The organism is Marinobacter sp. AC-23 (assembly GCF_001858325.1).
Classification (GTDB): domain Bacteria; phylum Pseudomonadota; class Gammaproteobacteria; order Pseudomonadales; family Oleiphilaceae; genus Marinobacter.
In genome coordinates this window covers 51,988-75,489 of record NZ_MBPP01000021.1, presented here as the reverse complement: position 1 = coordinate 75,489, position 23,502 = coordinate 51,988, and the positions used below count along the sequence as shown (strand labels likewise).

13 protein-coding genes, 1 tRNA gene and 6 pseudogenes are annotated in these 23,502 nt (G+C 52.9%); 16 read left to right on the top strand and 4 right to left on the bottom strand.

Annotated elements, in window-relative coordinates:
- Positions 1-522: 522 nt before the first annotated feature.
- Positions 523-765: pseudogene (locus BCA33_RS08100) on the top strand (flavodoxin family protein); the annotation flags it as partial.
- A gap of 8 nt (positions 766-773) precedes the next feature.
- On the opposite strand, the gene BCA33_RS08095 reads toward BCA33_RS08100, so the two are convergent.
- On the bottom strand, positions 774-1,151 hold the full coding sequence (locus BCA33_RS08095; protein ID WP_071264836.1) for a PilZ domain-containing protein: 378 nt from the start codon (positions 1,149-1,151) through the stop codon (positions 774-776).
- Positions 1,152-1,400: 249 nt separating this feature from the next.
- On the opposite strand from BCA33_RS08095, the gene BCA33_RS08090 reads away from it, so the two are divergent.
- From BCA33_RS08090 to BCA33_RS08080, 3 genes and pseudogenes are all read left to right on the top strand, one after another.
- Positions 1,401-3,809 (top strand): Lon protease family protein, encoded by a 2,409-nt coding sequence (locus BCA33_RS08090; RefSeq protein WP_071264835.1) that lies wholly within the window; start codon positions 1,401-1,403, stop codon positions 3,807-3,809.
- 39 nt (positions 3,810-3,848) lie between these two features.
- A pseudogene (fixJ, locus tag BCA33_RS08085) lies at positions 3,849-4,474 on the top strand (response regulator FixJ).
- A gap of 46 nt (positions 4,475-4,520) precedes the next feature.
- A pseudogene (locus BCA33_RS08080) lies at positions 4,521-6,106 on the top strand (response regulator).
- On the opposite strand, the gene BCA33_RS08075 reads toward BCA33_RS08080, so the two are convergent.
- Positions 6,103-6,978 carry a MaoC/PaaZ C-terminal domain-containing protein gene (locus BCA33_RS08075; protein ID WP_071264833.1) on the bottom strand — a complete coding sequence of 292 codons (876 nt, stop codon included), beginning with the start codon at positions 6,976-6,978 and terminating at the stop codon, positions 6,103-6,105. The pseudogene BCA33_RS08080 and the gene BCA33_RS08075 overlap by 4 nt on opposite strands.
- Before the next feature lie 309 nt (positions 6,979-7,287).
- On the opposite strand from BCA33_RS08075, the gene BCA33_RS08070 reads away from it, so the two are divergent.
- Positions 7,288-8,319 carry an AraC family transcriptional regulator gene (locus tag BCA33_RS08070; RefSeq protein WP_071264831.1) on the top strand — a complete coding sequence of 344 codons (1,032 nt, stop codon included), beginning with the start codon at positions 7,288-7,290 and terminating at the stop codon, positions 8,317-8,319.
- A gap of 134 nt (positions 8,320-8,453) precedes the next feature.
- Positions 8,454-8,530 (top strand) — tRNA-Asp (locus tag BCA33_RS08065).
- Between the two features lie 78 nt (positions 8,531-8,608).
- On the opposite strand, the gene BCA33_RS08060 is transcribed toward BCA33_RS08065, so the two are convergent.
- Positions 8,609-9,499, bottom strand: coding sequence for a LysR substrate-binding domain-containing protein (locus BCA33_RS08060; protein WP_071264829.1), 891 nt, complete (start codon positions 9,497-9,499; stop codon positions 8,609-8,611).
- Between the two features lie 207 nt (positions 9,500-9,706).
- Here BCA33_RS08060 and BCA33_RS08055 point away from each other — a divergent pair, with 207 nt between their 5' ends.
- Complete coding sequence (locus tag BCA33_RS08055) at positions 9,707-10,825, top strand: S-(hydroxymethyl)glutathione dehydrogenase/class III alcohol dehydrogenase (protein WP_254774265.1); 1,119 nt, start codon at positions 9,707-9,709, stop codon at positions 10,823-10,825.
- Between the two features lie 53 nt (positions 10,826-10,878).
- A pseudogene (gene fghA, locus BCA33_RS08050) lies at positions 10,879-11,717 on the top strand (S-formylglutathione hydrolase).
- Between the two features lie 42 nt (positions 11,718-11,759).
- Here the strand turns inward: fghA and BCA33_RS08045 are convergent.
- Positions 11,760-12,815, bottom strand: a complete 1,056-nt coding sequence (locus BCA33_RS08045; RefSeq protein ID WP_071264828.1) for an AraC family transcriptional regulator — start codon at positions 12,813-12,815, stop codon at positions 11,760-11,762.
- 146 nt (positions 12,816-12,961) lie between these two features.
- Here BCA33_RS08045 and BCA33_RS08040 point away from each other — a divergent pair, with 146 nt between their 5' ends.
- From BCA33_RS08040 to pepN, 8 genes and pseudogenes are all read left to right on the top strand, one after another.
- On the top strand, positions 12,962-15,031 hold the full coding sequence (locus BCA33_RS08040) for an NADPH-dependent 2,4-dienoyl-CoA reductase (RefSeq protein ID WP_071264827.1): 2,070 nt from the start codon (positions 12,962-12,964) through the stop codon (positions 15,029-15,031).
- Between the two features lie 115 nt (positions 15,032-15,146).
- The gene (locus BCA33_RS08035; RefSeq protein ID WP_071264825.1) at positions 15,147-16,400 is read left to right on the top strand and encodes a DNA repair protein; all 1,254 of its coding nucleotides are present in this window, start codon (positions 15,147-15,149) and stop codon (positions 16,398-16,400) included.
- 119 nt (positions 16,401-16,519) lie between these two features.
- A complete protein-coding gene (locus BCA33_RS08030; RefSeq protein ID WP_071264823.1) occupies positions 16,520-17,404 on the top strand; it encodes an NAD(+) kinase in 885 nt (294 codons plus the stop codon).
- A gap of 2 nt (positions 17,405-17,406) precedes the next feature.
- Positions 17,407-18,426, top strand: coding sequence for a metallophosphoesterase (locus tag BCA33_RS08025; protein WP_071264821.1), 1,020 nt, complete (start codon positions 17,407-17,409; stop codon positions 18,424-18,426).
- A 45-nt stretch (positions 18,427-18,471) separates the two neighbouring features.
- On the top strand, positions 18,472-19,335 hold the full coding sequence (locus tag BCA33_RS08020; RefSeq protein WP_071264820.1) for a rhomboid family intramembrane serine protease: 864 nt from the start codon (positions 18,472-18,474) through the stop codon (positions 19,333-19,335).
- 166 nt (positions 19,336-19,501) lie between these two features.
- Positions 19,502-19,795: a YeaC family protein gene (locus BCA33_RS08015; RefSeq protein ID WP_071264818.1), complete on the top strand. Its 294-nt coding sequence runs from the start codon at positions 19,502-19,504 to the stop codon at positions 19,793-19,795.
- 35 nt (positions 19,796-19,830) lie between these two features.
- Positions 19,831-20,630, top strand: a pseudogene (locus BCA33_RS08010) (DUF2797 domain-containing protein).
- Positions 20,631-20,713: 83 nt separating this feature from the next.
- Positions 20,714-23,361: pseudogene (gene pepN, locus BCA33_RS08005) on the top strand (aminopeptidase N).
- Positions 23,362-23,502 lie beyond the last annotated feature (141 nt).

Below are 23,502 nucleotides of genomic sequence, written 5' to 3'. Positions count from 1 at the left end.
GCTCGAGGCCCGATGACTGTTCGAGTTATCGCTTTAGAGTCATGCAGCGCTACACACTGGTTATCGGTCTCTCGAAAGAGGAGCCGGTCAATCACCGAGCTGCTGCACGAAGACCCCCAGTTGCAGCTGGGGGTGGGTCTCAACTTTACCCATTCACGGCAGAGATTATCCATACAAGGCCAGTCATACGACGGCTTTTCCATTCCGTCTTCGGCTCCCTTCCAAAGCCGCGCATGCTGAGCGACGTTAATCGTCCTACCTGAATGTTCGCTTTGCGACCGGAGCGGCCAACTTATGATGTCATTACCATTGGCGGCTGGCTTCAGTGTCCATCGCTAATAGGCAATCGGAAGGCGCTGCTAGATCCAAAAAATGTTGCTGGCTGGCTAGGATCGCTCAAGTAGCAACCCTAAGAAAATTGTTGTTGGAATTATGTTGTCGACTTAGTTTTCTAAGGCCCCGTATCTCAAATCAACCCACTCAGTAACGTCAATCGTATATTTCATATTTGTATAAGCGATGTTTGATCGCAGCTATTATCCCTGCCTGGAGAAAACCCAAGACTTACCCTTTGCTTACTACATTCGCGCGGGCCACGACGGCACAGGAACACAGCGTGCTATCGAAAGCATCACCACCGGACTGCGCTGGAAAGCGGTTCAAGATCCGTTGATTTGTCGTGGAGCCTACCAGGATAAGTTCGAAGAACAGTGTTGTGAGCTGGGGATGTACGTTGCAGCCGGACTGGATGCTGGGCTGTTCTGAGAGGCCCGCTAGCTGGCGAAATGATTGTAGAAGCCTTCGAGACGTGACAATGCGTTATCCACCGCTCTGGAATACCCCTTTTTGTTCAGGCAATAACTGAACTGGACGCTTACCCTATAGCCCGCTTGAAACGGGTGGCACTCTACAACCCGCGCGCAAACCTTAGACTCACTGATGTACTTACCTTCAAAATCCATAAGCAAGCGTGTGCCGGGCTCCAGCGGTCTTGGGCACAGCACAGCCATGCCGTATCGGTTAAGGTCAAGGCAGGTAGCCTGGAAGGAGGATTTATTGTTGCTGAAAAAGCCGCGCTCACGCACCTGTACCCTCAGGCAAGAAGCCGGGTAGCGATCCTTGATCCGACGATCTGCGGAATCACTCGTCATAGGCTGGCATCCATTACACATTTTGTTGTCGTTGTTGTAGCCGACTATAAGACTAAAGAACGATAGTCGGAAGAAGAAGTGTAGTGTGCGGAGAAAGATGGGGACAACAATGAGGCAGGAAAGCGTGAAAGGGGTCACAAAATGGTCCGCAGGGGAGCGTTTGCCACAATTCTTTCCTCTGAGCGCGACAGACCGGTTCGCAGAACCTACAATGGCGGGCCAATGAGTTAACCGTTACAGGACCCAACCTTGAAGCCACTGTCTCTACATCAGCTTTACAAAGCCTGTGTTCTGAAAGATCTGCCGTTCAAGTCCACCAGACAACTGGAGCCCCTTGCGGAAATCGTAGGCCAGAATCGCGCCCAGGAGGCGGTGCGCTTTGCGCTGGCGATGCCTCATGGTGGCTATAACGTTTATGCCGTAGGGCGCAACGGTCTGGGTAAGCGCACAATGATGCTGCGGTATCTGGAGCATCACCTGGACACCAAGCAGCAAAGCCATGACTGGTGTTATGTCGCCGATTTTGAGGAGCCGCGGGTTCCTAAGTTGCTTCAGTTGCCAGCGGGCATGGGTGTGCAGTTGAAGCAGGACATGGAAAAGCTCATGAGCCGGCTGGTTAAGGTTATTCCTCAAACCTTCGATAGTGACTCCTTTCTGGAGCGCTCAGAGCAGCTGAAAGAAGAGTACGGCAAGAAGCAGGAAGATGAGCTGGAGAAGGTGGCCGCACAGGCACGCCGCAAGAAAGTTAGTCTTACGATTACCACGCCCGGTGGGTATCGCTTGGTGGCAATGAAAGATGACAAGCCTCATACCGCAGAGACGTTTAAGGCATTGACGGATGCACAGCGTGAAAAATATGAGGATTCCATCAATAAGCTTGAGAAAAAGCTTCGCCAGGCCCTGCGCAAATTAGCGGACTGGGAACAGGAGTACGCCGACAAGCAGCAAGCCTTAAACAAGGAAACTTTGGAAGGCATTTCTGGCCATCAAATTGATGCGCTGATTGAAAGCTACAAGAGCCTTCCTGATGTGGTTGCCTTTTTTGACGCTGTACGGGCCGACTTGGTTGAAAATCTGGAAATTTTTCTCGATGACAACGAGGAGCAAGCGGCCATTGCCTATGCCTCGCTGGATAAAAAGATGCCGCGCCGTTATCTCGTTAACGTGCTAGTGCACCAGAAAACCAATGAAGTTCCGATGGTGGTGGAAGATAACCCGACGTATCACAACCTGTTTGGGTACGTTGAGAATGTGACTTACAAGGGCACTGTGTTCACCGACTTTTCCTTGATTCGTGCGGGCAGCCTGCACCGAGCGAATGGCGGCTATCTGTTGATGGATGCCATCAAGATGCTGGAACAACCGTTTGTCTGGGATGGGCTTAAGAGGGCGTTGCGCTCTCGGTCTATTCAAATCAACTCCCTTGAGCGTGAACTCACACTATCTGGCACCATTTCGATCGAGCCACAGGGTGTGCCTCTGGAAGTAAAGCTCGTGCTTTTCGGTGATCGTGAAACCTGGATGCTGTTGCAGGATTACGATCCTGAATTTGCTGAGCTGTTCCGCGTAACGGCAGATTTCGAGAATGAGATGTACCGCTCGGAAGATAGCCAGGTTATGTACGCAAAGTTTATTGCCAGCGTTGTGAAAGAAAAGAACCTGCTGCACTGCTCCAACAAAGCGGTAGCAAGGGTTATTGAGCACAGCGCTCGCATGGCAGAACACCAGGATAGGCTTTCACTGCACGCAGCAAATATTGCCAATCTCCTGCGTGAGACAGATTTCTGGGCACGCCAGGCCGGCGCTAAGACAATTCAGGATATTCATGTGGAAAGGGCGCTAGAAAGCGCCAAATACCGTAGCAGCCGAATCCGCGATCAGTTTTATGATTCAATCCGTGACGGCTCCACGCTGGTTTCAACCCACGGGGCCGTTGTTGGCCAGGTAAATGCGCTGTCTGTACTCTCCACCGGCGGGTTTGAGTTTGGCCTGTCTAACCGTGTAACGGCCACCTGCTATTATGGTGATGGCGGGATCATGGATATTGAACGGGACGTGAAGCTGGGTGGCAATATTCACTCCAAAGGCGTGATGATCCTCAGTTCCTGGCTTGCCTCCCACTTTTCTGTATATGATCCGATGCACTTGTCGGCCAGCCTTACGTTTGAGCAGAACTATGGTGAAGTGGACGGCGACAGTGCATCGTTGGCAGAGCTTTGTGCGCTGATATCCTCGCTGTCAGGTATTCCCGTGCGGCAGGATCTGGCCATCACTGGCTCTGTTAACCAGTTTGGCGAGGTACAGCCTATTGGCGGGGTAAACGAGAAAGTTGAAGGCTTCTTTGCTACCTGTCAGCTTAAGGGTGGCAGCAACGATACCCAAGGCGCGATCGTGCCGGCTAACAATGTGCAGAACCTCATGCTGGACAGCGAGGTGGTTAAAGCTGTCAGGGAAAGCCGGTTTGCCGTGTACGCTGTTTCGAATGTTGAGGAAGCCGTAACGCTGCTTCTGGATAAGCCAGCTGGCAAAGCGGACAGCAAAGGCAACTATCCGAAGCAGAGCGTTTTTGGCATTATTCAGCAACGGCTTGAGAAAATGCGTGAGCACGAACGCCAGGAGCACGCCCGTGATGACCAGAAAGATCCGTCAATCCATTGAGCGGCGGCCAAAATAAAACAGACAGGAGAGAACACACCCATGACTGACATCCAGCAAACTGTGTACGTGGTAGAGGACGACGAAGCCGTTCGTGACTCACTTGAACTGTTATTGAAATCTGATGGCAAGCTGGTCAAAACCTATGAGAACGCGGCTGTGTTCCTTAAGGATTACTCTGAAACTATGGCCGGGTGCATTGTGCTGGATATTCGCATGCCGGGCATGGATGGTATGGAGCTGCAGAAAAAACTCAACGACAAGCACTCTATATTGCCGATTATTTTTGTGACAGGGCACGGTGATGTTCCCATGGCAGTGGATGCCATGAAAGAAGGCGCAGTGGATTTTATCCAGAAGCCTATCGGGAAGAGGCGCTACTTGAGAAAATCGAGGCTGCACTGGAACAGGATCTGGAACAGCGTAAAACCCTTGATGAAAAACAAGAGATTATTCGTCGGATCAAGAGCCTGACCCCGCGTGAGCACGAGATCATGGATCGTATGATAGAAGGCCAGGCCAATAAGGTAATCGCTATCGAGCTGGAAATCAGCCAGCGCACGGTAGAGATTCATCGTTCCCGGGTAATGCACAAGATGGGCACGCATTCACTCGCACATCTGGTTCGTATGGTGCTGTCCGTAAAGAACCTTATCGACGCGCGGTGATCCCGCCGGCATTATGCGGTTATCTTTTTGACCGGCCTTTTACTATATGACTGAAGTCGTCAGCGAAAATTCAGAGGTTACGGTTCTGCTCGTGGATGACAATCCACAGAACCTGAAAGTTCTCTATGAAACACTGAAAGATCAAGATTACAGGCTGCTGATCGCCAATGAGGGCGAAAAAGCGCTGGATCTTGCTCGTCGCCATCAGCCTGAAGTTGTCCTGCTTGATATCATGATGCCGGAAATGGACGGTTATGAAGTGTGTCAGCGTCTTAAGGCCGACCCCGAAACGGCCGATTGCGCGGTGGTCTTTCTCTCTGCCCTGGACGATCTACAGGCAAAGGTAAAAGGCTTCTCCTTGGGCGGTGCAGACTATATTTCCAAGCCCTTTCAGTCCCAGGAAGTGATTGCCAGGGTTAAGACCCACGCCCGTGTTATCCGGCTTGAGCGTGAGTTGCAGGCGCGTAATCGAGAACTTAAGGGTGACCAGGCTCGCATTCTCAACTCCATCAGTGAAGGCATTTACGGCCTTGATGAGAGTGGCACTATCGAGTTTGCCAACCCTGCGGCCGCAATCATTATGCGGTGCCCGGTTGAAGATCTGATCGGGCGTAATTTTTTTGAAACCCACTTTTCCACAGCGTCTGAGTGCCCAGACGGTCTTCCGGTTCAAGCCACCTGCCGCCAGGGTGTTACAGAGAATCAGCGTGACATCAGAATGTTACGCACGGATGAAACTGGTTTTCCCGCCGAATATCGCTCCACACCAAAACACGATAGTGATGAGTTGCACGGAGCCGTGGTTGTATTTCGTGACATTACCACTGAACTGGAAAGCGAGCAGGCGTTGGAGGAAGCGCGCGAGCTTGTTCAGGAACAGCGTCACCAGCTGGCCCATACGTCCCGCCTGACTACCATGGGGGAGATGGCGGCAGGTGTTGCCCATGAGGTCAACCAGCCGCTAACGGCGATTGCTAATTACGCCCGTGTATCCAAGCGGATGATGGCCGTTGAAAACCCGAACCTGATCTTGCTGCAGGAAACCCTCGATAAAATTGAGGCCCAATCTCATCGTGCCAGTGAGATTATCCGCAGAATTCGCCGATTTATGAAAAAGCCAGCCACCGGTAAGGAAGTCGTGGCGGTATCGGCATTGTTGGAGGATACGCGCCAGTTTGCAGAAGTGGATGCGCGCGACAATGACGGGGTAATTGAGCTTTTCGTACCGGAGGATTTGCCTGATATTCTGGCCGACCCTATTCAGGTGCAACAGGTTGCGCTTAACCTGATACGAAATGCGCTTGAGGCTACGCGCATTGCAGGATCTGCCTGCCAGTGGAAGTGAGTGCGAAAGTGACCGAAGCGGGTTACGTGCGGATTGAGGTACGCGATTATGGTGTCGGCCTTGCGGAAGATGCAGAAGAAAAATTGTTTCTGCCTTTTTACACCACCAAAGATGAGGGTATGGGTATTGGCTTGCCAACCTGTCGCTCCCTAATTCAGGCTCAAGGAGGGGATATCGGTTTTGAGCGCCCCGAAGATGGCGGCGCCCGATTTTTCTTTACTCTTCCAGCAGTGGCAAGTTCGCCCTCTTGCTTATCAGCTGATGAGAGCCCCGCTGGCCTTTCCTAGAGCCATTCGATGCGCCCGCTGAGGTGTGGCGCATCGCCTCTTGCGTTCAGTAATTGGTAGTCCCACCCGGATTTTCCTGTGCGCCAGTTCAGCTGCGCTGTGCCTGGCAAAAACAGGGGCTTCTTGAACTGACAGCTCACCTTTACCGGCCCTGAGCGCCATTCCCCCTGTTGCTCCAAAATAGCCAGCGCGTGAGCCTTGCTCCACATGCCGTGTGCGATTGCCTTGGGAAAGCCAAAGGCCTTGGCGCTCAAAGCATGCATGTGAATCGGGTTGCTGTCGCCGGAGACTTTTGCGTACTTTCGCCCGGTGGCTTCCGGCGCTTCCATTTCTATGGTGTTTGGGTAGTGCTCCAGGGCCGGTGGCGCCTTTTTTGCGGTTGGTTCTGCTTGCTGTTCCGATTGTCGGAAAAGCATAGTGCTGGTTTCCTCCCAAACCACCATACCTGCGGAGCTGGCGGTGGTTATTATGCCAAACTCTATACCCCGGCTACTGCGTGTTTGCTCACCAAGGCAGGCGTGCAGGTTCAGGACTTCCCCTGTGCCAATGGCTCTATGCTGAATGATCGTGTTCTGCAGGTGGACCAGGCCCAGCAGTGGTAACGGGAAGACTTTTTCAGTTAGCAGCTTGAGGTGGAGCGGAAAGGCAAGAATGTGAGGCCAGGTAATGGGCATGTGGTTGCTGGGGGGAAAGCCGCACACGCGCTCATATTGATGCAGATCATCACTGGAAGTGTGCGCACAAAGCAGCTCTACGGAAAGTTTTGGAAGTGTAATATCTGCGCCGAAGGTACGTTTTTTCGGCAGGATTGCCTTGCCGTAGAGGGGCAGTAGGGCCGGAGGCGTGCTCTGGTAAACCAGTTTGTCTGACATGAGATGTTCTCCCTGATAACCGGTATGTTCATGGGCGGCACATGACGGATTGACGAAAGATTGTTAATTCAGGTGCCGGTTGTGTCTGGAATCTGGTACAACTGTGAGCCTGTGGCCTGATATGCTCTAATGCAAGACGTTAGTATTAGGTGGCTGTTGAACAAAGTAGCCAAAATAGGGCTGGGTAGGCAACGTATTTAAGCCTGCTGCAAGTCTGGCAAACCCGTCCAGGCGGCGCATTGACTTGGGGTGTTCCGGTGAGTGTCCGCCGGGCCAAAGTAGTATCCAATAAATACAAAGCGGGATTATATGCAGGAACTACGTGATGCAGGCGTGATGTTGCGCCTTATCTATGAGGCGATGAAAGCGAAGGGTATTGATACTGATCTCATATTCAGACGGCTCGGCGTTAACGCGGATTACGTTTACACAGAACAGCTACGTACGCCCCACAGCGCCCAGATGTTTTTCTGGCAGGCCGTAGAGGACGTTTCCGGCGATCTTGATATCGGGTTGCATCTGGGGCAGCTTTTGCCTGTGTACAAGGGGCAAGTTCTTGAATATCTGTTTCTCAGTAGTCCAACCTTTGGTGAAGGGCTGCGGCGCGCAAAAAATTATCAGCGCCTGCTGAGCGATGCCGCCAACACAGATTTCTTCATAGAGGGCGAAGATGCCTGCATGGTATTGGATGCCGCGTCAGATGATGTTCGTCGCCTCCGACATTTTAATGAGTGCTTTGTACAGGGGTTGATCACGTTTTTCCGCTCCATCACCGATGACCAGTTCCGGCCTTCACGAATCGAGTTTGAGCATCAGCGTGACGAAGGAAATGAGCACGTAAGAGACGTACTTGGCTGTGATGTAATATTCGGTGCTGAAGAAAACCGGCTGTACTTTCCCGCTAGCCTGCTTTCCCATGCCTCATCCCATGCAGAGCCAGAGCTTTTGGATTTGCATGAGCGCTTTGCCAGCGAACAGGTCGCCCGCTTGGAGAAAAAAGACATTGTTGGGCAAGTTGAGCGCATTATTGCCGAGTTGCTGGACAGTGGTGAAGTTACGCTGGATACCGTGGCTACACGCTTAAACATAAAGCCTCGCACGCTGCGTACCAGGCTTACTGAGGCAGAAACCAGCTTTAATCAAGTGCTGGCTGATTTCCGTTACCGTCTTGCCAGGCAGTTGCTTGCGACAACGGACGAGTCCATTGATGAGATCGTGTATCTCACAGGGTTTTCTGAGCCGAGTACCTTTTACCGTGCGTTTAAGCGTTGGTCTGCGATGACTCCTATTGAGTACAGGAAGACCGCGCAAGGCAAGGATGTAATGGTTGATGCCATGTAAAACGCTGGTTTCCTGAAAATTATCAGGAAAGGCGTTGACATAGGCAGGCACCTCTTTATAATGCGCTCTCGTTGTCACCGAGTAATCAGAGCATTGATTGCATTGTCTTAAAAAGCAATCGGTTATGACTTTGCGGAGCGGTAGTTCAGTTGGTTAGAATACCGGCCTGTCACGCCGGGGGTCGCGGGTTCGAGTCCCGTCCGCTCCGCCATATTCGAAAATCCGTTAGCTATTTATAGCTAACGGATTTTTTCGTTTTGGCGTCTTATAATATCTCGCGTCTACTTCCTTATAACGAGCGTTTGCCAGTCGGCTGAAGACGTTCGCTCAAATAGTCCAGTAACATCCGTACCTTTGGCGACAAATGGCGGTTGTGAGGATAGATAGCCCAGATGCCGTCATCGGCTTCTTGGTAACGCTCCAACAGGCTGACCAGTTCCCCGGAGGCCAGCGAAGGCTGAACATAGTAGTCAGGCAGCTGAACAATACCGATGCCTTTAACGGCTGCATCCAGAAGTGCCCAGCCGCTGTCGCACATAATATTGCCTTTTATCCGGATATTGTGGGGCTTGCCCCGTTCCTGAAAGCGCCAGTAATCCAGATTTCCCTGCAGGCAATTATGTTGCTCCAGCTCTGACAGAGAGTGGGGAACCCCGTAAGTCGACAAATATTCCTGTGAGGCGCATACATACAGGGTTCGCGACGACAGTCGTTTGGCCATCATGCTGGAGTCTTCCAGCTTGCCTAAGCGCACAGCCAAGTCATAGCCTCCGGCCACCAGATCCAGTTTCTGATTGGTTAGATTTAGCTGTACCTCAAGCTCCGGGTAGCGCAGTACGAAATTGTTGACCATAGGGGCAATGACCTTCTCGCCAAAAGTTATCGGCGCAGTCAATCGCAGCTTGCCCTTGGGGATCAACTGAAGGTTTGTCATGGCGCGCTCTGCTTCTTCAAGGCCATCGAGCACCTGTCTGCAGTGTTGATAATAGGTCTGCCCGGCTTCGGTTGCCGACACCTTGCGGGTGGTTCGGTAAAATAACTTGGTTGATAACCTGGTTTCTAAAGCACTGACCTGACGGCTAACCTGAGCGGTAGAGATGCCCAGCCTTTTAGCGGCAGCAGTAAAACTTTCTGTCTCCGCAACTGCCACGAATTCACTGACGCCTTCCCAAATAAACATCCGCTCACTCCTCCTCCATGTCTTAGGCTGGTGCGTTTACGAAAAACGCATCAGGCTGGGAAAACCTTCACTACTGTTACTCAGTGGTAAAGGTGAATTGACATATTATGGGATTATCTCTTTAGAGGAAACGAATACAATGTCTCCATCAACATGGCGGAACCCTCTGCCGGAGAACTACAACGACTGGAGAGCCAAATGACTCAGATAATCAAATCCAAAGCAGCCATTGCCTGGGGCCCGAACCAACCTCTGTCCATTGAAGAAGTGGATGTCATGCCGCCACAGGCTGGTGAAGTGCGAATTCGAGTTGTTGCCAGCGGTGTATGCCATACCGACGCCTTTACGTTGTCTGGTGATGATCCCGAAGGCATCTTCCCGGTGATCCTGGGTCATGAAGGTGGCGGTATTGTGGAGTCTGTAGGTGAAGGTGTAACCAGCCTTCAGGTAGGCGATCACGTTATTCCTCTGTATACCCCTGAGTGCGGCGAATGCAAATTCTGCACATCTGGTAAAACCAACCTGTGTGGGAAAATCCGAGAAACTCAGGGTAACGGCCTGATGCCAGACGGCACCAGCCGTTTCTCCAAGAACGGCCAGCCAATTTTTCATTACATGGGCTGCTCAACCTTTTCCGAGTACACAGTATTGCCGGAAATCTCTCTGGCGAAGGTCAATAAAGAAGCACCGCTGGAAGAAGTGTGTTTGCTCGGTTGTGGCGTTACCACTGGCATGGGTGCGGTTATGAACACCGCCAAGGTAGAAGAGGGCGCCACTGTGGCCATCTTTGGTATGGGCGGCATCGGCCTGTCGGCGATCATTGGTGCCACTATGGCCAAGGCCAGCCGCATCATCGCGATCGACATTAACGAGAGCAAATTCGAGTTGGCCCGCAAGCTGGGTGCCACCGATTGCATCAACCCGAACGACTATGACAAACCGATTCAGGAGGTGATTGTTGAACTGACTGATGGCGGTGTGGATTACTCATTCGAATGTATTGGCAACGTCAACGTGATGCGCTCCGCCCTGGAGTGCTGCCACAAAGGTTGGGGTGAGTCGGTGGTCATCGGTGTCGCCGGTGCTGGTCAGGAAATTTCTACTCGTCCTTTCCAGTTGGTAACCGGTCGAGTCTGGAAAGGCTCGGCATTTGGCGGCGTGAAGGGGCGTTCCGAGTTGCCAGGCATCGTGGATCGTTATATGCAGGGTGAGTTTAAGCTTAATGATTTTATTACTCACACAATGGGTCTGGAAAAGATCAACGAAGCTTTCGACTTGATGCACGAAGGCAAGAGCATTCGCTCCGTTATTCACTTCGACAAGTAATCAAGATAGCCGCCTGCTTATTGGCCAGGCGGCTTTTTTTTGAGAGATATTCCATGAATATTGAAAACCTGAGCTGTAACAAGAGCTTTGATGGCTGGCACAAGCAGTACAGCCATTTTTCGGAAACGCTGAATTGCACCATGCGTTTTGCTATTTATCTGCCGCCGCAGGCCTCAAATGGCGACAAGGTGCCGGCCCTGTACTGGTTGTCCGGCCTGACCTGCACGGATGAGAACTTCATGCAAAAAGCAGGTGCCCAGCGCATCGCGGCCGAGCTGGGCATGGCAATCATTGCGCCGGACACCAGCCCCCGTGGTGATGAAGTGGCGGACGATGACAGCTACGATCTGGGCAAAGGGGCAGGCTTCTACGTGAATGCCACCCAGGCACCCTGGAGCCAGCATTACCGTATGTATGACTACGTGCTGAACGAACTGCCAGCGCTTGTCGAATCCATGTTCCCGGTCAGTCAGCAGCGCTCAGTTGCCGGTCATTCCATGGGTGGGCATGGTGCTCTGGTTCTGGCACTGCGCAATCCGGAGCTCTATCGCTCTGTATCGGCCTTCAGCCCAATCACCAATCCGGTTAATTGCCCTTGGGGCAAGAAGGCCTTCGGTGCATATTTAGGTAAAGACACTGCTAGCTGGGCTGATTACGACGCCAGCATGCTGATGCGTAAGGCCAGCGCCTTTGTGCCGGCACTGGTAGATCAAGCGAGGCCGACAATTTTCTGGCGGAGCAGCTTAAGCCGGAAATTCTGGAAGCAGCGGCAAAGCACAGCGGCTACCCGCTGGAGCTGAACCGTCGGGAAGGCTTTGATCACAGCTATTATTTTATTGCCAGCTTCATCGAGCAGCACCTGCGCTTTCACGCCGAGCACCTGTATCGGTAATGCGGAGCGCCTCTGAGGCGCTCCTGTAACCCATGATCGCGCTTATTTGATCATCTCGCGAAACTGCTTCCGGTGCTCTCCTGGACTAAGTCCAAACCAGCGCCGGTAAGCTTTGTGCATTGCGGCAGGGTTGGAAAAGCCGAGGAGCCAGGCTATTTCGGATAACGAGGTCTCAGTTTCCCGGATATAATCCCTTGCCAGTTGTTTTCTGGTGTCATCCATCAATTTCCTGAAGCTGGTTTTCTCTGCGGATAGCTGGCGTTGCAGAGTCCAGGGTGTCACGCCCAATTTCGACGCAATTGTTTCAAGGCTTGGGGTTTCTCCCCGAAACAGAGGTGTGAGCAGGCTTTTTACCCGGTCGCCTGTTGTCCAGCCCCGCTGAATCTCCCGCATTTCTGTATCGCAAAGCAGTACCAGTTTCTCGTGCATGGCGGGCTGGGCTTGCATGGCCTCCTGATTCCATAGGTCCTGCCGGACCGTTACGCTGTTCATGGCTGCCCCAAATTGAACCGGGCAACGAAACCAGCCTTCAAACAGCTCATCCATGCCCGTGGATGGGTATTCAATGGTGACTTTTTCCAGTACATCCCACTGCCCACTCACCGTACGCAGGAACTGAGTCCAGGCGCCTAGCACCGAGTCCACAACAAAACGGTTGAACCGGTTATAAGGGCGAATGGAGTAAAATTGCAGGCGCCTTTTTTCTGGCTCTGTCTTTGGAGTCCCCCGGCTATTGCGGCTGGTCAATAACGAATAACGAATAAGCGTTTGTATAGCAGCGCCGGCAGTGCTGGCGCATTCGCCCGCAAGGCCTGCTATGCCAGCGTCTATTGGTCGCGACAAGGCGCCCATGCGCAAACCCAGTGTGGCGTTGCCGCAGGATTCAATGGCAGCGTGGCCCAGCCTCATAAAGCGTGGAATGCTGATTCGCGCGGCGGGTGAGGTGAGGGTTTGTTCGTTAAGCTGAAAGCGGTTCGTCAAATCCTGTACGTTTACGCCTTCGGCTTCAGCCGCCCTGAGCAGTACGCAAACATAGAGAACGCTGATGTCGCCAAGCGGATTGCGATCAGGAGGGGGGGGAAGATTGGCTGAATCCATCGTGATTCTCTTTAGACTGTCGCCTGAGGATAATAGAATGTTATTCAGGGATATTGTTGATGGCAACCCGCATCGGTAATTTAGACATCATTAAAAGGAGCGGGGCGGTTAAGATCTCGCCAATGATCATTATGCGGAGACCAATTATGACCACTAATGCGACACCAGGCCTTGCCAAATATCCGAATTTACTCGAACCGATGGATCTAGGGTTCACCAAGCTGCGAAACCGCACGCTAATGGGATCCATGCACACCGGGCTGGAAGAGGCTAAAAACGGCTTCGAGCGTCTGGCTGAATTCTACGCCGAGCGCGCACGTGGCGGCGTTGGCCTTATTGTTACCGGCGGCATCGCCCCCAACACGGAAGGTGCTGTGTTTCAGGGCGCGGCCAAAATGACCAACGACGACGAGGTCGAGAAGCACAAGGTCATCACCGGTGCTGTGCACAAAGCCGACGGCAAGATCTGCATGCAGATTCTCCACGCGGGGCGCTATGCGTATTCTCCTGCGCTGGTAGGACCGTCTGCCATTCAGGCGCCCATCAACCCGTTCAAACCCAAAGAGCTGGATGAAGCCGGTATAGAAAAGCAAATTGAAGACTACGCTGTGTGTTCAGAGCTGGCGCAAAAGGCCGGTTATGATGGCGTGGAAATCATGGGCTCTGAAGGTTACTTCATTAATCAATTTATTGTTTCTCATGCCAACCAGCGTACGGATCAGTGGGGCGGAAGCTATGAGAACCGTATTCGCCTGCCCATCGAAATCGTGCGTCGCGTGCGGGAGCGGGTAGGTGAGAACTTTATTCTGATTTATCGCCTTTCCATGCTGGATCTTATTGAAAACGGCAGCACCTGGGACGAAGTCGTGCAGCTGGCGAAAGAAATCGAAAAAGCCGGTGCCACCATTATCAACACGGGTATCGGTTGGCACGAAGCGCGAGTGCCTACCATTGCTACGTCTGTGCCCCGCGGTGCTTTCACCAAAGTAACTAAACGTTTAAAAGACGAAGTCAGTATCCCGCTGGTCACTACCAACCGGATCAACATGCCAGGCGTTGCCGAAAAGATTCTGGCAGAGGGCGATGCGGATATGGTGTCTATGGCCCGACCATTTTTGGCAGATGCTGAGCTTGTTCAGAAAGCTGCAGAAGACCGTGCCGATGAAATTAATACCTGCATTGGCTGCAACCAGGCGTGTCTGGATCATACCTTCAGCGGCAAGCTGACCACCTGTTTGGTCAACCCTCGTGCTTGCAATGAGACCGAGCTCTCCTACGTGAAAACTGCTGCGCCCAAATCCATTGCTGTCGTGGGTGCCGGGCCTGCAGGACTGGCGTTTGCCTCGGTAGCCGCAGAGCGTGGCCATAAGGTAACTTTGTTTGACGATGGTAAAGAAGTTGGCGGCCAGTTCAACGTTGCTAAACGAATTCCAGGTAAAGAAGAGTTTTATGAAACCCTGCGTTACTACCGTGTGATGCTCGATAAGCATGGCGTTGATGTGCGGCTCGAAACCCGTGTAACGGCTGAGGAGCTGAAAGCCGGTAACTTCGATGAAGTGATATTGGCAACCGGCGTAAGTCCGCGCACGCCAGATATTGAAGGCATAGACCACCCGAAAGTGATCGGCTATCTCGACGCTTTACTGGAGCGTAAACCGGTAGGGCAGAAAGTGGCCGTTATCGGTGCTGGTGGTATCGGTTTTGATGTGTCGGAATTTATCGTGCACAAGGGCGCTTCTGCTGCACTGGATCCCGACCACTTCATGCGGGAGTGGGGTGTGGATCTGACTGTAGAGCATCGCGGAGGCATCAAAGGCATGACGCCGGAAGTCCCCGAGCCCGCCCGTGAGGTTTTCCTGCTGCAGCGTAAGGCGACGAAAGTGGGAAAAAATCTGGGTAAAACCACCGGGTGGATTCACAGAACCTCGCTTAAGAACCGCAAGGTGCAGATGGTTCCTGGCGTTACCTATCGCAAAATTGACGATGAAGGTCTGCATATTACGGTCACACCCAAGGGCGCAGAGCAGGGCGAGGATCAGGTTCTGCCGGTAGATACCATTATCTTGTGTGCGGGCCAAGAGCCTTTGCGGGAGCTTCAGGCAGGGCTTGAAGCGGCAGGGCTACCGGTGCATTTGATCGGCGGCTCGGATGTGGCAGCAGAGCTGGACGCCAAGCGTGCAATTGACCAGGGTTGCCGATTGGCTGCCGGTATTTAAACAAAATAGTCTGATCACAAAACGTTGCAGTTTTTCTCTGTGCACCGGAAACTCTCTGGCTAGACTATAAACTTTATGTCTGCCAGAGAGTTTTTTGGATTTTGGGGAGTCTGCAATGGGATCTGCCGTCCAGGCAGCGGGTGACTATTCGGCGGTGTTTTTTTTAGAAGGTAATCAGGTGGCCCGCGAGATGCGTGCCAGCGAATTTGGTGCCTTTCTTGATGGCTATGTCGGGTTGTCGGACCTTGCTGAAACCGAAGTAAAAGCTGTTCTGGTTGATCTGAGTAGCGATCTTCTGGTGCGTGCGCTTGTGTTTTTTCGCATCTGGTTTGATGAAGAGGGTAGGGCCGACAGCAGTTGGAATGTGCCCATTGAAGAGCTCGCTACTCGGGGTGCCAAAGGGCCGAACATGGGAGGCGGCGCTATTCGTCTTGTCTGCCGTAGCCAGTGCCCAGATCCCCAGCACGCATCTGAGCTGTGGGATCCGGACATGACCCCGGGCAACAATCACTTTCAGGTGATCCGCAAAGCCGTTAACGCCAACACACTCAAGTTCCGCCGTGCCCAGCCTGAAGAAGAGGAGAATATCCCGGTGCTTCGTGCCGGGGAAAGCGATGCGGCTCTGGCAGACGAAAATCGCACGGGTGCCGACCGTGCGCGCGTAGCCCAACTGATTCGCGAACAGCGTCTACGCATTAAGACCCTGCAGAGTGTACATCGGGATATGCTTTCGGAAGTGCAGCGTGAACACCGGCTTGAGATCAAGACCCTACGCAACGAAACCGCTGATTTCGAACAGAAGTACGAACGCCAACGCCTCAGTAATGAACAACTAAAGTACCGCTTGTCAGAACGTAATCAACAATATCTCACCCTGCAGGAGCATGTGGGGTCTGGTGGAGCCGGGAAGGGCCGTGACGAGGCCAATGTGAACGCAGAGCTGGTGTTGCTCAGGGAGCAGCTGGATCGTAAGCAGCGTGAGCTGGAGCATAGGGATGAAAAGGTTGTTGCCTTCGAGCAGGAATTGCACGAGCTCAAGCATAGGGAACCGCTGGATAACACGGTAATGGGCCACCTGAAAGCCCAGTCGGCTTTTTTGGTTGCCTATCACCCGGGCATTGGCCATCTGACCCTTCCTTATGATGAAATTGAATCCTACTTTAACAACCCTGCAGCCTACGCAGCAGCGCGTTGTGGCATGAACGAACCGTCTTACCGTCAATGGCTTGAACACTACGAGAGCCCGATGTGTCAGCACTGTCTTGAAGGCGGGAGCCTGTGTGGCGAACCTCTGCTGCGGGTAAGCCAACCGGGGGAGTTCAAGCCAGGCCTGGACGACCGATGCGAGAGTCACCAGCCTTCAACATGAGGGGCGCTCCAGAACTTTTTTTAGTATCTGGGTGACTTTGGTTAAACTGTAGGTCAGATTGATATGGGCGTTAGCGGGCTTGTCCGCTCTCGTCATACCCCGAGACCACAGGAAGCTTCATGGATCAATTCAGAAACATAGGTGTTATTGGCCGGATGGGCAGCGTTAAAGTGGTTGAGTCACTGCGCCAGCTCAAACAGTATCTGGTCGCCAACCACTATCACGTTGTCCTTGAGGAAGACACGGCCAGCATGTTGCCCGGCCACGGTTTGCAAGTTGCCAGCAAGAAGCTTCTTGGTGAAATCTGTGATCTGGTTATAGTGGTTGGAGGTGATGGAAGCCTGCTGGGCGCTGCCCGAGAACTGGCCAAATCAAAGATTCCGTTGCTCGGAGTAAACCGTGGGCGGCTGGGGTTCCTTACAGATATCTCGCCATCGGATCTGGAAGAGCGCTTGGGTAAGGTCCTGGAAGGTGAGTACATTGAGGAAACACGGTTTCTGCTCGATGGCAATGTTGAACGTAATGGGCAACCACTGGGATTCGGTACGGCGCTGAATGACGTGGTGTTGCACCCGGGGAAGTCTACCCGGATGATCGGTTTTGACCTGTATGTTGATGGCCATTTTGTGTACAGCCAGCGCTCGGACGGCCTGATAGTATCCACCCCTACAGGTTCCACCGCCTACTCGCTCTCAGCTGGAGGGCCCATAATGCACCCGAAGCTGGATGCCATTGTGCTGGTGCCCATGTTCCCCCATATGTTGAGCAGTCGCCCGATTGTGGTAGACGGGAAAAGTGAGATAAAACTGGTTATCGGGGAGACCAATGAAACCTATCCTCAGATCAGCTTTGACGGCCAGATGAATATTGCCTGTGCCCCGGGTGATATCATTCGTATCGCCAAAAAGCCCTTCAAGATTCGGCTGATTCACCCTACAGACCATAATTTCTATGCCACCTGCCGGGACAAGCTTGGTTGGGCAAGTGAAATAGCAGCGAGTTGATCATGGCCGGAACAAATCATACTGCAAGTCGTGGTTACGACCTCATCGGCGATATACACGGTTGTGCGAACACCTTGGCACAGCTGTTGGAACAGATGGGTTACAGCAAGGCAAGTGGGGTGTATCAGCACCCTAGCCGGCAGGCCATATTCATTGGGGATATCATTGATCGTGGCCCCAGGATTCGTGAAGCCCTTCATTTGGTCAGGAATATGGTTGAGCGGGGCTCTGCTCGTATCGTTATGGGTAATCACGAATATAACGCACTGGGCTATTGCACTCGGGCCCGGGCTGGCAGCGGCAAAACCTGGCTGCGAGAGCACAACTCCCGTCACGATAGGCTGATCAGGGAGACCCTTGAGCAGTTTGAGGCCTATCCTCACGAATGGAACGACTTCCTGGAGTGGTTTTATACCATCCCACTGTTTATTGATGACGATGACTTTCGGGCGGTCCACGCATGCTGGGACAGCGAGCTCATCGAGAAATTCAAACAAATTCAGGGCGGCGCCTGTATTGATGAAGATTTCCTTCATGCGTCTGCAGCAATCGACTCCTTTGCTGGACAGGTTATGGATACGCTGTTGCGAGGCACGGATTTGCGCCTTCCCCAGGGTATGGCAATAACAGGACGAGACGGATACGTTCGAGAATTTTTCCGAACCAAGTTCTGGGCGGATAACCCGCGCACCTACGCAGATGTTGTATTTCAGCCAGATCCCTTGCCGCCAGAAGTGGCGGGCCGAGCTCTTACAGAGGCCGAGCGCAAGCAGCTGATCAGCTACCCGCTGGATGCACCCCCGGTGTTTGTGGGCCACTACTGGATGGATAGCGAGCCGGCGCCACTGAAATCCAACGTTGCCTGTATTGACTTCAGTGCCGTGAAATACGGCAGGTTGGTGGCGTATCGGATGGACGGCGAAAAGGCACTTTCCCGGGATAAGTTTGTCTGGGTTAATGTGGCGCGGGATCACTACGATTCCCCGGATTACCCCACCAGCGAAGACAGCGTTGCCCGCTAACGTGTGCAACCTTCAGCCGGAATACCCTGTGAGGCGAGTTAGATTGTGTATCGAGTAAAACAGTTGGATACCAGCATAGATCTGAGTGGGTTCAGTCAGTGGTTGAAAGGCCGGGGTGTTCCCCACACGATCAGCGTGGAGAGTGATTTTCAGGTGTTATGGCTGGAAAGCCCCGAACATGCAGAACCTGTTCTTGAGGCTCTGGATCGGTTTCTGGCTGAGCCTGACATTCGGCAGGCCGTAGAGCAGCAGAACCGCTCTCCGGTGTTTGTGGCTGGCCGTTGGCAGCCTTCCCCGCGCCATGCACCGCTGGTGTTGGGAATGATCATTCTGGCTGTATTGATGGCCTGGTTTACCAGTCTGGGGAGCAACCAGTTTACGGCCAATCTATTAATTGTTGATCCCCGGGCATACGATTGGGGCAGCATGGCAGCGCGTCTCGATGCGCTCTCTGCCACGCTTGCCAGTGGCCAAGTTTGGCGGCTATTCACGCCGGACTTCCTGCATTTCAGCTGGACTCACATTATTTTTAATTCTGTGATGCTGTGGTTTCTGGGTAGCCAGATTGAGTGGTTTGACGGCCGTGGCCGGCTGGTTCTGCTTTTTATCATAACCAGCCTTGTCTCTAATGGGCTGCAATATGTCGTTTCCGGACCGTTCTTTGGCGGCCTTTCTGGAGTTGTTTATGGCATTCTTGGCTACTGCTGGCTTAGCCAGCGAACGCTTCCGCGTTTCCAGTTTCCGCCGGCGCTCGTAACCTTTGCCGTGGTGTGGATGGTGATCGGGTTTACACCCTTACCTGAGATGCTGGGCTTGGGGCGCATGGCAAATGAAGCGCACTTGGGAGGCTTTGTCGCCGGCTTGGCTATGGCCGCCATTTTACCAGCCCGGAAAAAACAGCAAGCATAAAAAAACCCCACCAAAAGGTGGGGTATAAAAGAAGCGTATAGCTCCTGATGAGAGAGACCAAATGATACGACCGTCGTCATTTGGTGGAGCAATGATAATCATTATCGTTTATGCCTGTCAAACGATTCCTCTACTTTTATAATGAAGGTTTTTTCAGGAGAACCGGATGACCTACGAAGAACTTATCGAGCGGCTCGACCCTAGTGTTTACCAAAGCCTGCGCCAGTCTATAGCGCTTGGGAAATGGCCTGATGGCCGAAAGCTCACACCGCAGCAGCGCGAGATCAGTCTGGAAGCCGTTATTTATTATGAAAACCTGCACCAGATTCCAGAGCAGGAGCGGGTTGGGTTTCTCGATCGCGGTAGTAAAGCGGGCACAGAGTGCGATCCGTCTGTACGTCGGGGTCAGTTGGGCGGTACCAACGTTGACCCCAGTCAGTTTGATGAGGTTAAGTCTTGAGCAAAACTGTTGATGTAACTGGCCGGCTCAGAAAAATGCCGGCCGATGCGGGTGATCCCGTATCTTATGTTTTGGCCGTGGGCGATGCCCGTGTGCCATTGAACGAGCTGATTGGCAAACCCTTGCGTTTCGATTTTGAGGGAGTAATCCGCTGTATTAACTGTGACCGCATAACTAAAAAGAGCTTTAGCCAGGGTTTCTGTTATCCCTGTTTTCGTAAGCTGGCGGCGTGTGATACTTGCATCATGAGCCCGAGAAGTGCCATTATCATCTGGGCACCTGTCGTGAATCAGAGTGGGGCGAGACCCACTGCATGATTGAACATGTGGTTTATTTGGCCAACTCCTCAGGCTTGAAGGTGGGCATTACCCGAGGCTCTCAGGTACCAACACGCTGGATTGACCAGGGTGCGGTTGATGCAATCCCCATGCTGAGAGTGGCGACCCGATACCTGTCTGGTTTGGTTGAAGTGGCCTGCAAAGCGCACGTTGCCGACCGCACAAACTGGCGTGCCATGCTTAAGGGCGATGTTGCCGAGTTGGATCTGGCGCAGGAGCGTAAAAGAATACTGGCGCTCATCGCAGACGATATAGCTGCGCTGAGGGAAGAGCATGGCCAGGATGCCATCCGCGAAGTGGATGAGCAGGGGCTTGGCCTGAGTTATCCGGTTCACACCTGGCCAGAAAAGATCAAAACCCACAATCTGGATAAAGCGCCAGAAGTGGAGGGAGTTCTAGAGGGTATCAAGGGCCAGTACCTGATCCTCGACACCGGCGTAATCAATATTCGTAAGTTTACCGGTTACGAAGTCCGTTTCCGGGTAATGGATGCTTAAGGCAATCGTTACCCGCCCGTTCTTATAATGCCTGCCTGGCCCACTCGGGACCGGTTGCAGGCTAAGAAATCTGGAGACAATTAATGCGCACCGAACAGCCAAAAACCATCCGCCTCAGCGAATACAAAGTGCCCGCATATCTGGTGGACACGGTGGATCTTCGCTTTGAACTCTTTGACGATGGCGCCAGAGTACACAGCACGCTGTCTGTGCGCCTTAATCCTGAATCCTCGGAGGTATCCGCACCGCTGGCGCTGGATGGCGATAGCCTGAAATTAGAGAAAGTCGCGCTGAACGGCAAAGAGCTTGCGGCGGGCGACTACGAAGAAACCGGTAAGCAGTTAGTGATTGCCAAAGTGCCGGACCAGTTCGAATTAACGGTGGTGACTTGGCTTGAGCCCCAAAACAATACTCGCCTTGAGGGGTTGTATAGATCTTCGGGCATGTTCTGTACCCAGTGCGAGGCCGAAGGCTTCCGCTGCATTACTTATTTCCCGGACCGGCCTGACGTCATGGCCCGTTACCGCACGCGTATTGAAGCCGATAAAAGCGCTTGCCCGGTGTTGCTGTCCAACGGTAACGATGTAGACCAAGGCGATTTGGAGAATGGTCGCCACTTTGTCACCTGGGAAGATCCGTTCCCCAAGCCGAGCTATCTTTTTGCCCTGGTGGCGGGTGACCTGGTGGAAAAGCAGGATACCTTCACAACGTGTTCGGGCCGGGACATAGATTTACGTATCTTTGTTGAGCCGCGTAACGCCACCAAGTGCGAACATGCCATGGATTCCCTTAAGCGCGCCATGCGCTGGGATGAAGAGGTCTATGGCCGCGAATACGATCTGGATATTTTCATGATTGTTGCTGTGGACGACTTCAACATGGGGGCCATGGAAAACAAGGGCCTGAATATTTTTAACTCGTCTTGCGTATTGGCCAGCCAGGAAACGGCAACCGATCTCGCGTTTCAGCGAATTGAATCCATTGTCGCCCATGAGTACTTCCACAACTGGTCGGGTAACCGGGTAACTTGCCGGGATTGGTTTCAGTTAAGCCTGAAGGAAGGCTTTACCGTATTCCGCGATTCCACCTTCTCGGCGGATGTGGGGTCACCCACCGTGAAGCGCATCGAAAATGTAACACTTCTGCGCACTGCCCAGTTTGCGGAAGATGCGGGCCCTATGGCGCACCCGATTCGCCCCGCGTCTTATATGGAAATTACCAACTTCTACACCCTGACCATTTACGAAAAAGGCGCAGAAGTTGTTCGCATGATTCACACATTGCTTGGGCCGGAATTGTTCCGTAAAGGCAGTGATTTGTACTTTGAGCGCCACGACGGCCAGGCAGTCACTACCGACGATTTTGTGAAAGCGATGGAAGATGCCTCCGGCCGGGACCTTACACAGTTCCGGCTCTGGTATGAGCAAGCGGGCACCCCGGTACTGAAAGTGTCGGATGAGTATGATGCGGAGCAGGGTGTATACCGCCTAACGATTCAGCAGTCTATTCCTGATACGCCAGGACAGACTGATAAAAAACCGCAGCATATTCCTTTTGCTCTGGGTTTGCTGGGAGCAGTGGTGAAGCCTTGCCGCTTATTTTTGAAAGCGGTCAGGATGCTGCGAGCTCGCCAACCGAGCGCGTGCTTGAGTTAACACAGGCAAGCCACACATTTGAGTTTTACGGGCTTACACAAAAGCCCGTGCCCTCGCTGTTGCGGCACTTCTCGGCGCCCGTTCGCGTGATATATCCATGGAGTCGCGAGCAACTGGTGTTTTTAATGAGCCACGACCCGGATGGTTTCAACCGGTGGGATGCGGGTCAGCGCCTTGCTGTTGATGTGATTCAGTCGATGGTTGGCTCCCCCGATGCTACGGAGGTTGAGCCGCGACTGGTGGAGGCATATCGCAGCTTGCTTGCTGACTCTGCACTGGATCAGGCGTTGGTGGCAAAAATGCTACAACTGCCCTCCGAAGCCTATTTGATTGAGCTGGCAGATAGCGCCGATGTTGCGGCCATTCATCGCGCCCGTGAGCGGGTGTTAGCCAGCCTTGCAACATCGCTGCGTGATGAGCTGATCGCTTGTTATCATCGAAACGCCGGGGTTGGAACCTACGAGGTTACACCGGAATCTGTTGCTCGCCGAAGCCTGAGAAACACCGCGTTGGCCTGGCTGCTGGTGATTAATGATGAAGCTGGCCGTGACCTGGCTCTTGTTCAGCTAAGCGATGCCGACAACATGACGGATCGCATGGGTGCACTGCGTGCCTTGGTCAACTCTGATTATGCCGCAGAACGAAGCCAGGCCCTGGCTGATTTTTATGAGCGTTTCAAGGACGATCCACAAGTCGTAGAACAATGGTTTTCAGTGCAGACATCCAGCGATCGCGCCGGTCAGCTGCCGCAGATTCATACACTGTTGCAGCATCCTGCCTTCGATTGGAAAAACCCCAATAAAATACGTTCCGTGGTTGGTGTGTTCGCAGGTCAAAATCTGGCTGCTTTCCATAATCCGGATGGCTCAGGCTATGAATTCCTGGCTGATCAGGTGTGCCGCCTCGATGACAGCAACCCGCAGATTGCTGCTCGACTGGTATCACCGCTAACCCGTTGGAAAAAGTTTGCTCCAGCCTACAGCTCGCAGATGCACTCGGCTCTGGAGCGGATCCGGGACAAGTCCGGGCTGTCCGCTGATTTGTACGAAGTGGTGTATAAAAGCCTCGAAGCCTGAGGGCGGGGAAAATAGATCCGGCTGTAATTGAAAGCTCTCAATTACAGCCGGATACAAAATCGCACTTTCGGTCGATAGACAACCTTGACGAATCGGCTAACCTGTCGGAAAGCCTGCCTTCCCAACAGGCAACAATAAAAA

What these genes read in the sequence shown, in the direction of transcription:
- BCA33_RS08095 (WP_071264836.1), bottom strand. Translation starts at nt 1,151, where the DNA reads ATGACGAGTGATTCCGCAGATCGTCGGATCAAGGATCGCTACCCGGCT.
- BCA33_RS08075 (WP_071264833.1), bottom strand. Translation starts at nt 6,978, where the DNA reads ATGTCAGACAAACTGGTTTACCAGAGCACGCCTCCGGCCCTACTGCCC.
- BCA33_RS08070 (WP_071264831.1), top strand. Translation starts at nt 7,288, where the DNA reads ATGCAGGAACTACGTGATGCAGGCGTGATGTTGCGCCTTATCTATGAG.
- BCA33_RS08060 (WP_071264829.1), bottom strand. Translation starts at nt 9,499, where the DNA reads ATGTTTATTTGGGAAGGCGTCAGTGAATTCGTGGCAGTTGCGGAGACA.
- BCA33_RS08045 (WP_071264828.1), bottom strand. Translation starts at nt 12,815, where the DNA reads ATGGATTCAGCCAATCTTCCCCCCCCTCCTGATCGCAATCCGCTTGGC.
- BCA33_RS08040 (WP_071264827.1), top strand. Translation starts at nt 12,962, where the DNA reads ATGACCACTAATGCGACACCAGGCCTTGCCAAATATCCGAATTTACTC.
- BCA33_RS08035 (WP_071264825.1), top strand. Translation starts at nt 15,147, where the DNA reads ATGGGATCTGCCGTCCAGGCAGCGGGTGACTATTCGGCGGTGTTTTTT.
- BCA33_RS08030 (WP_071264823.1), top strand. Translation starts at nt 16,520, where the DNA reads ATGGATCAATTCAGAAACATAGGTGTTATTGGCCGGATGGGCAGCGTT.
- BCA33_RS08025 (WP_071264821.1), top strand. Translation starts at nt 17,407, where the DNA reads ATGGCCGGAACAAATCATACTGCAAGTCGTGGTTACGACCTCATCGGC.
- BCA33_RS08015 (WP_071264818.1), top strand. Translation starts at nt 19,502, where the DNA reads ATGACCTACGAAGAACTTATCGAGCGGCTCGACCCTAGTGTTTACCAA.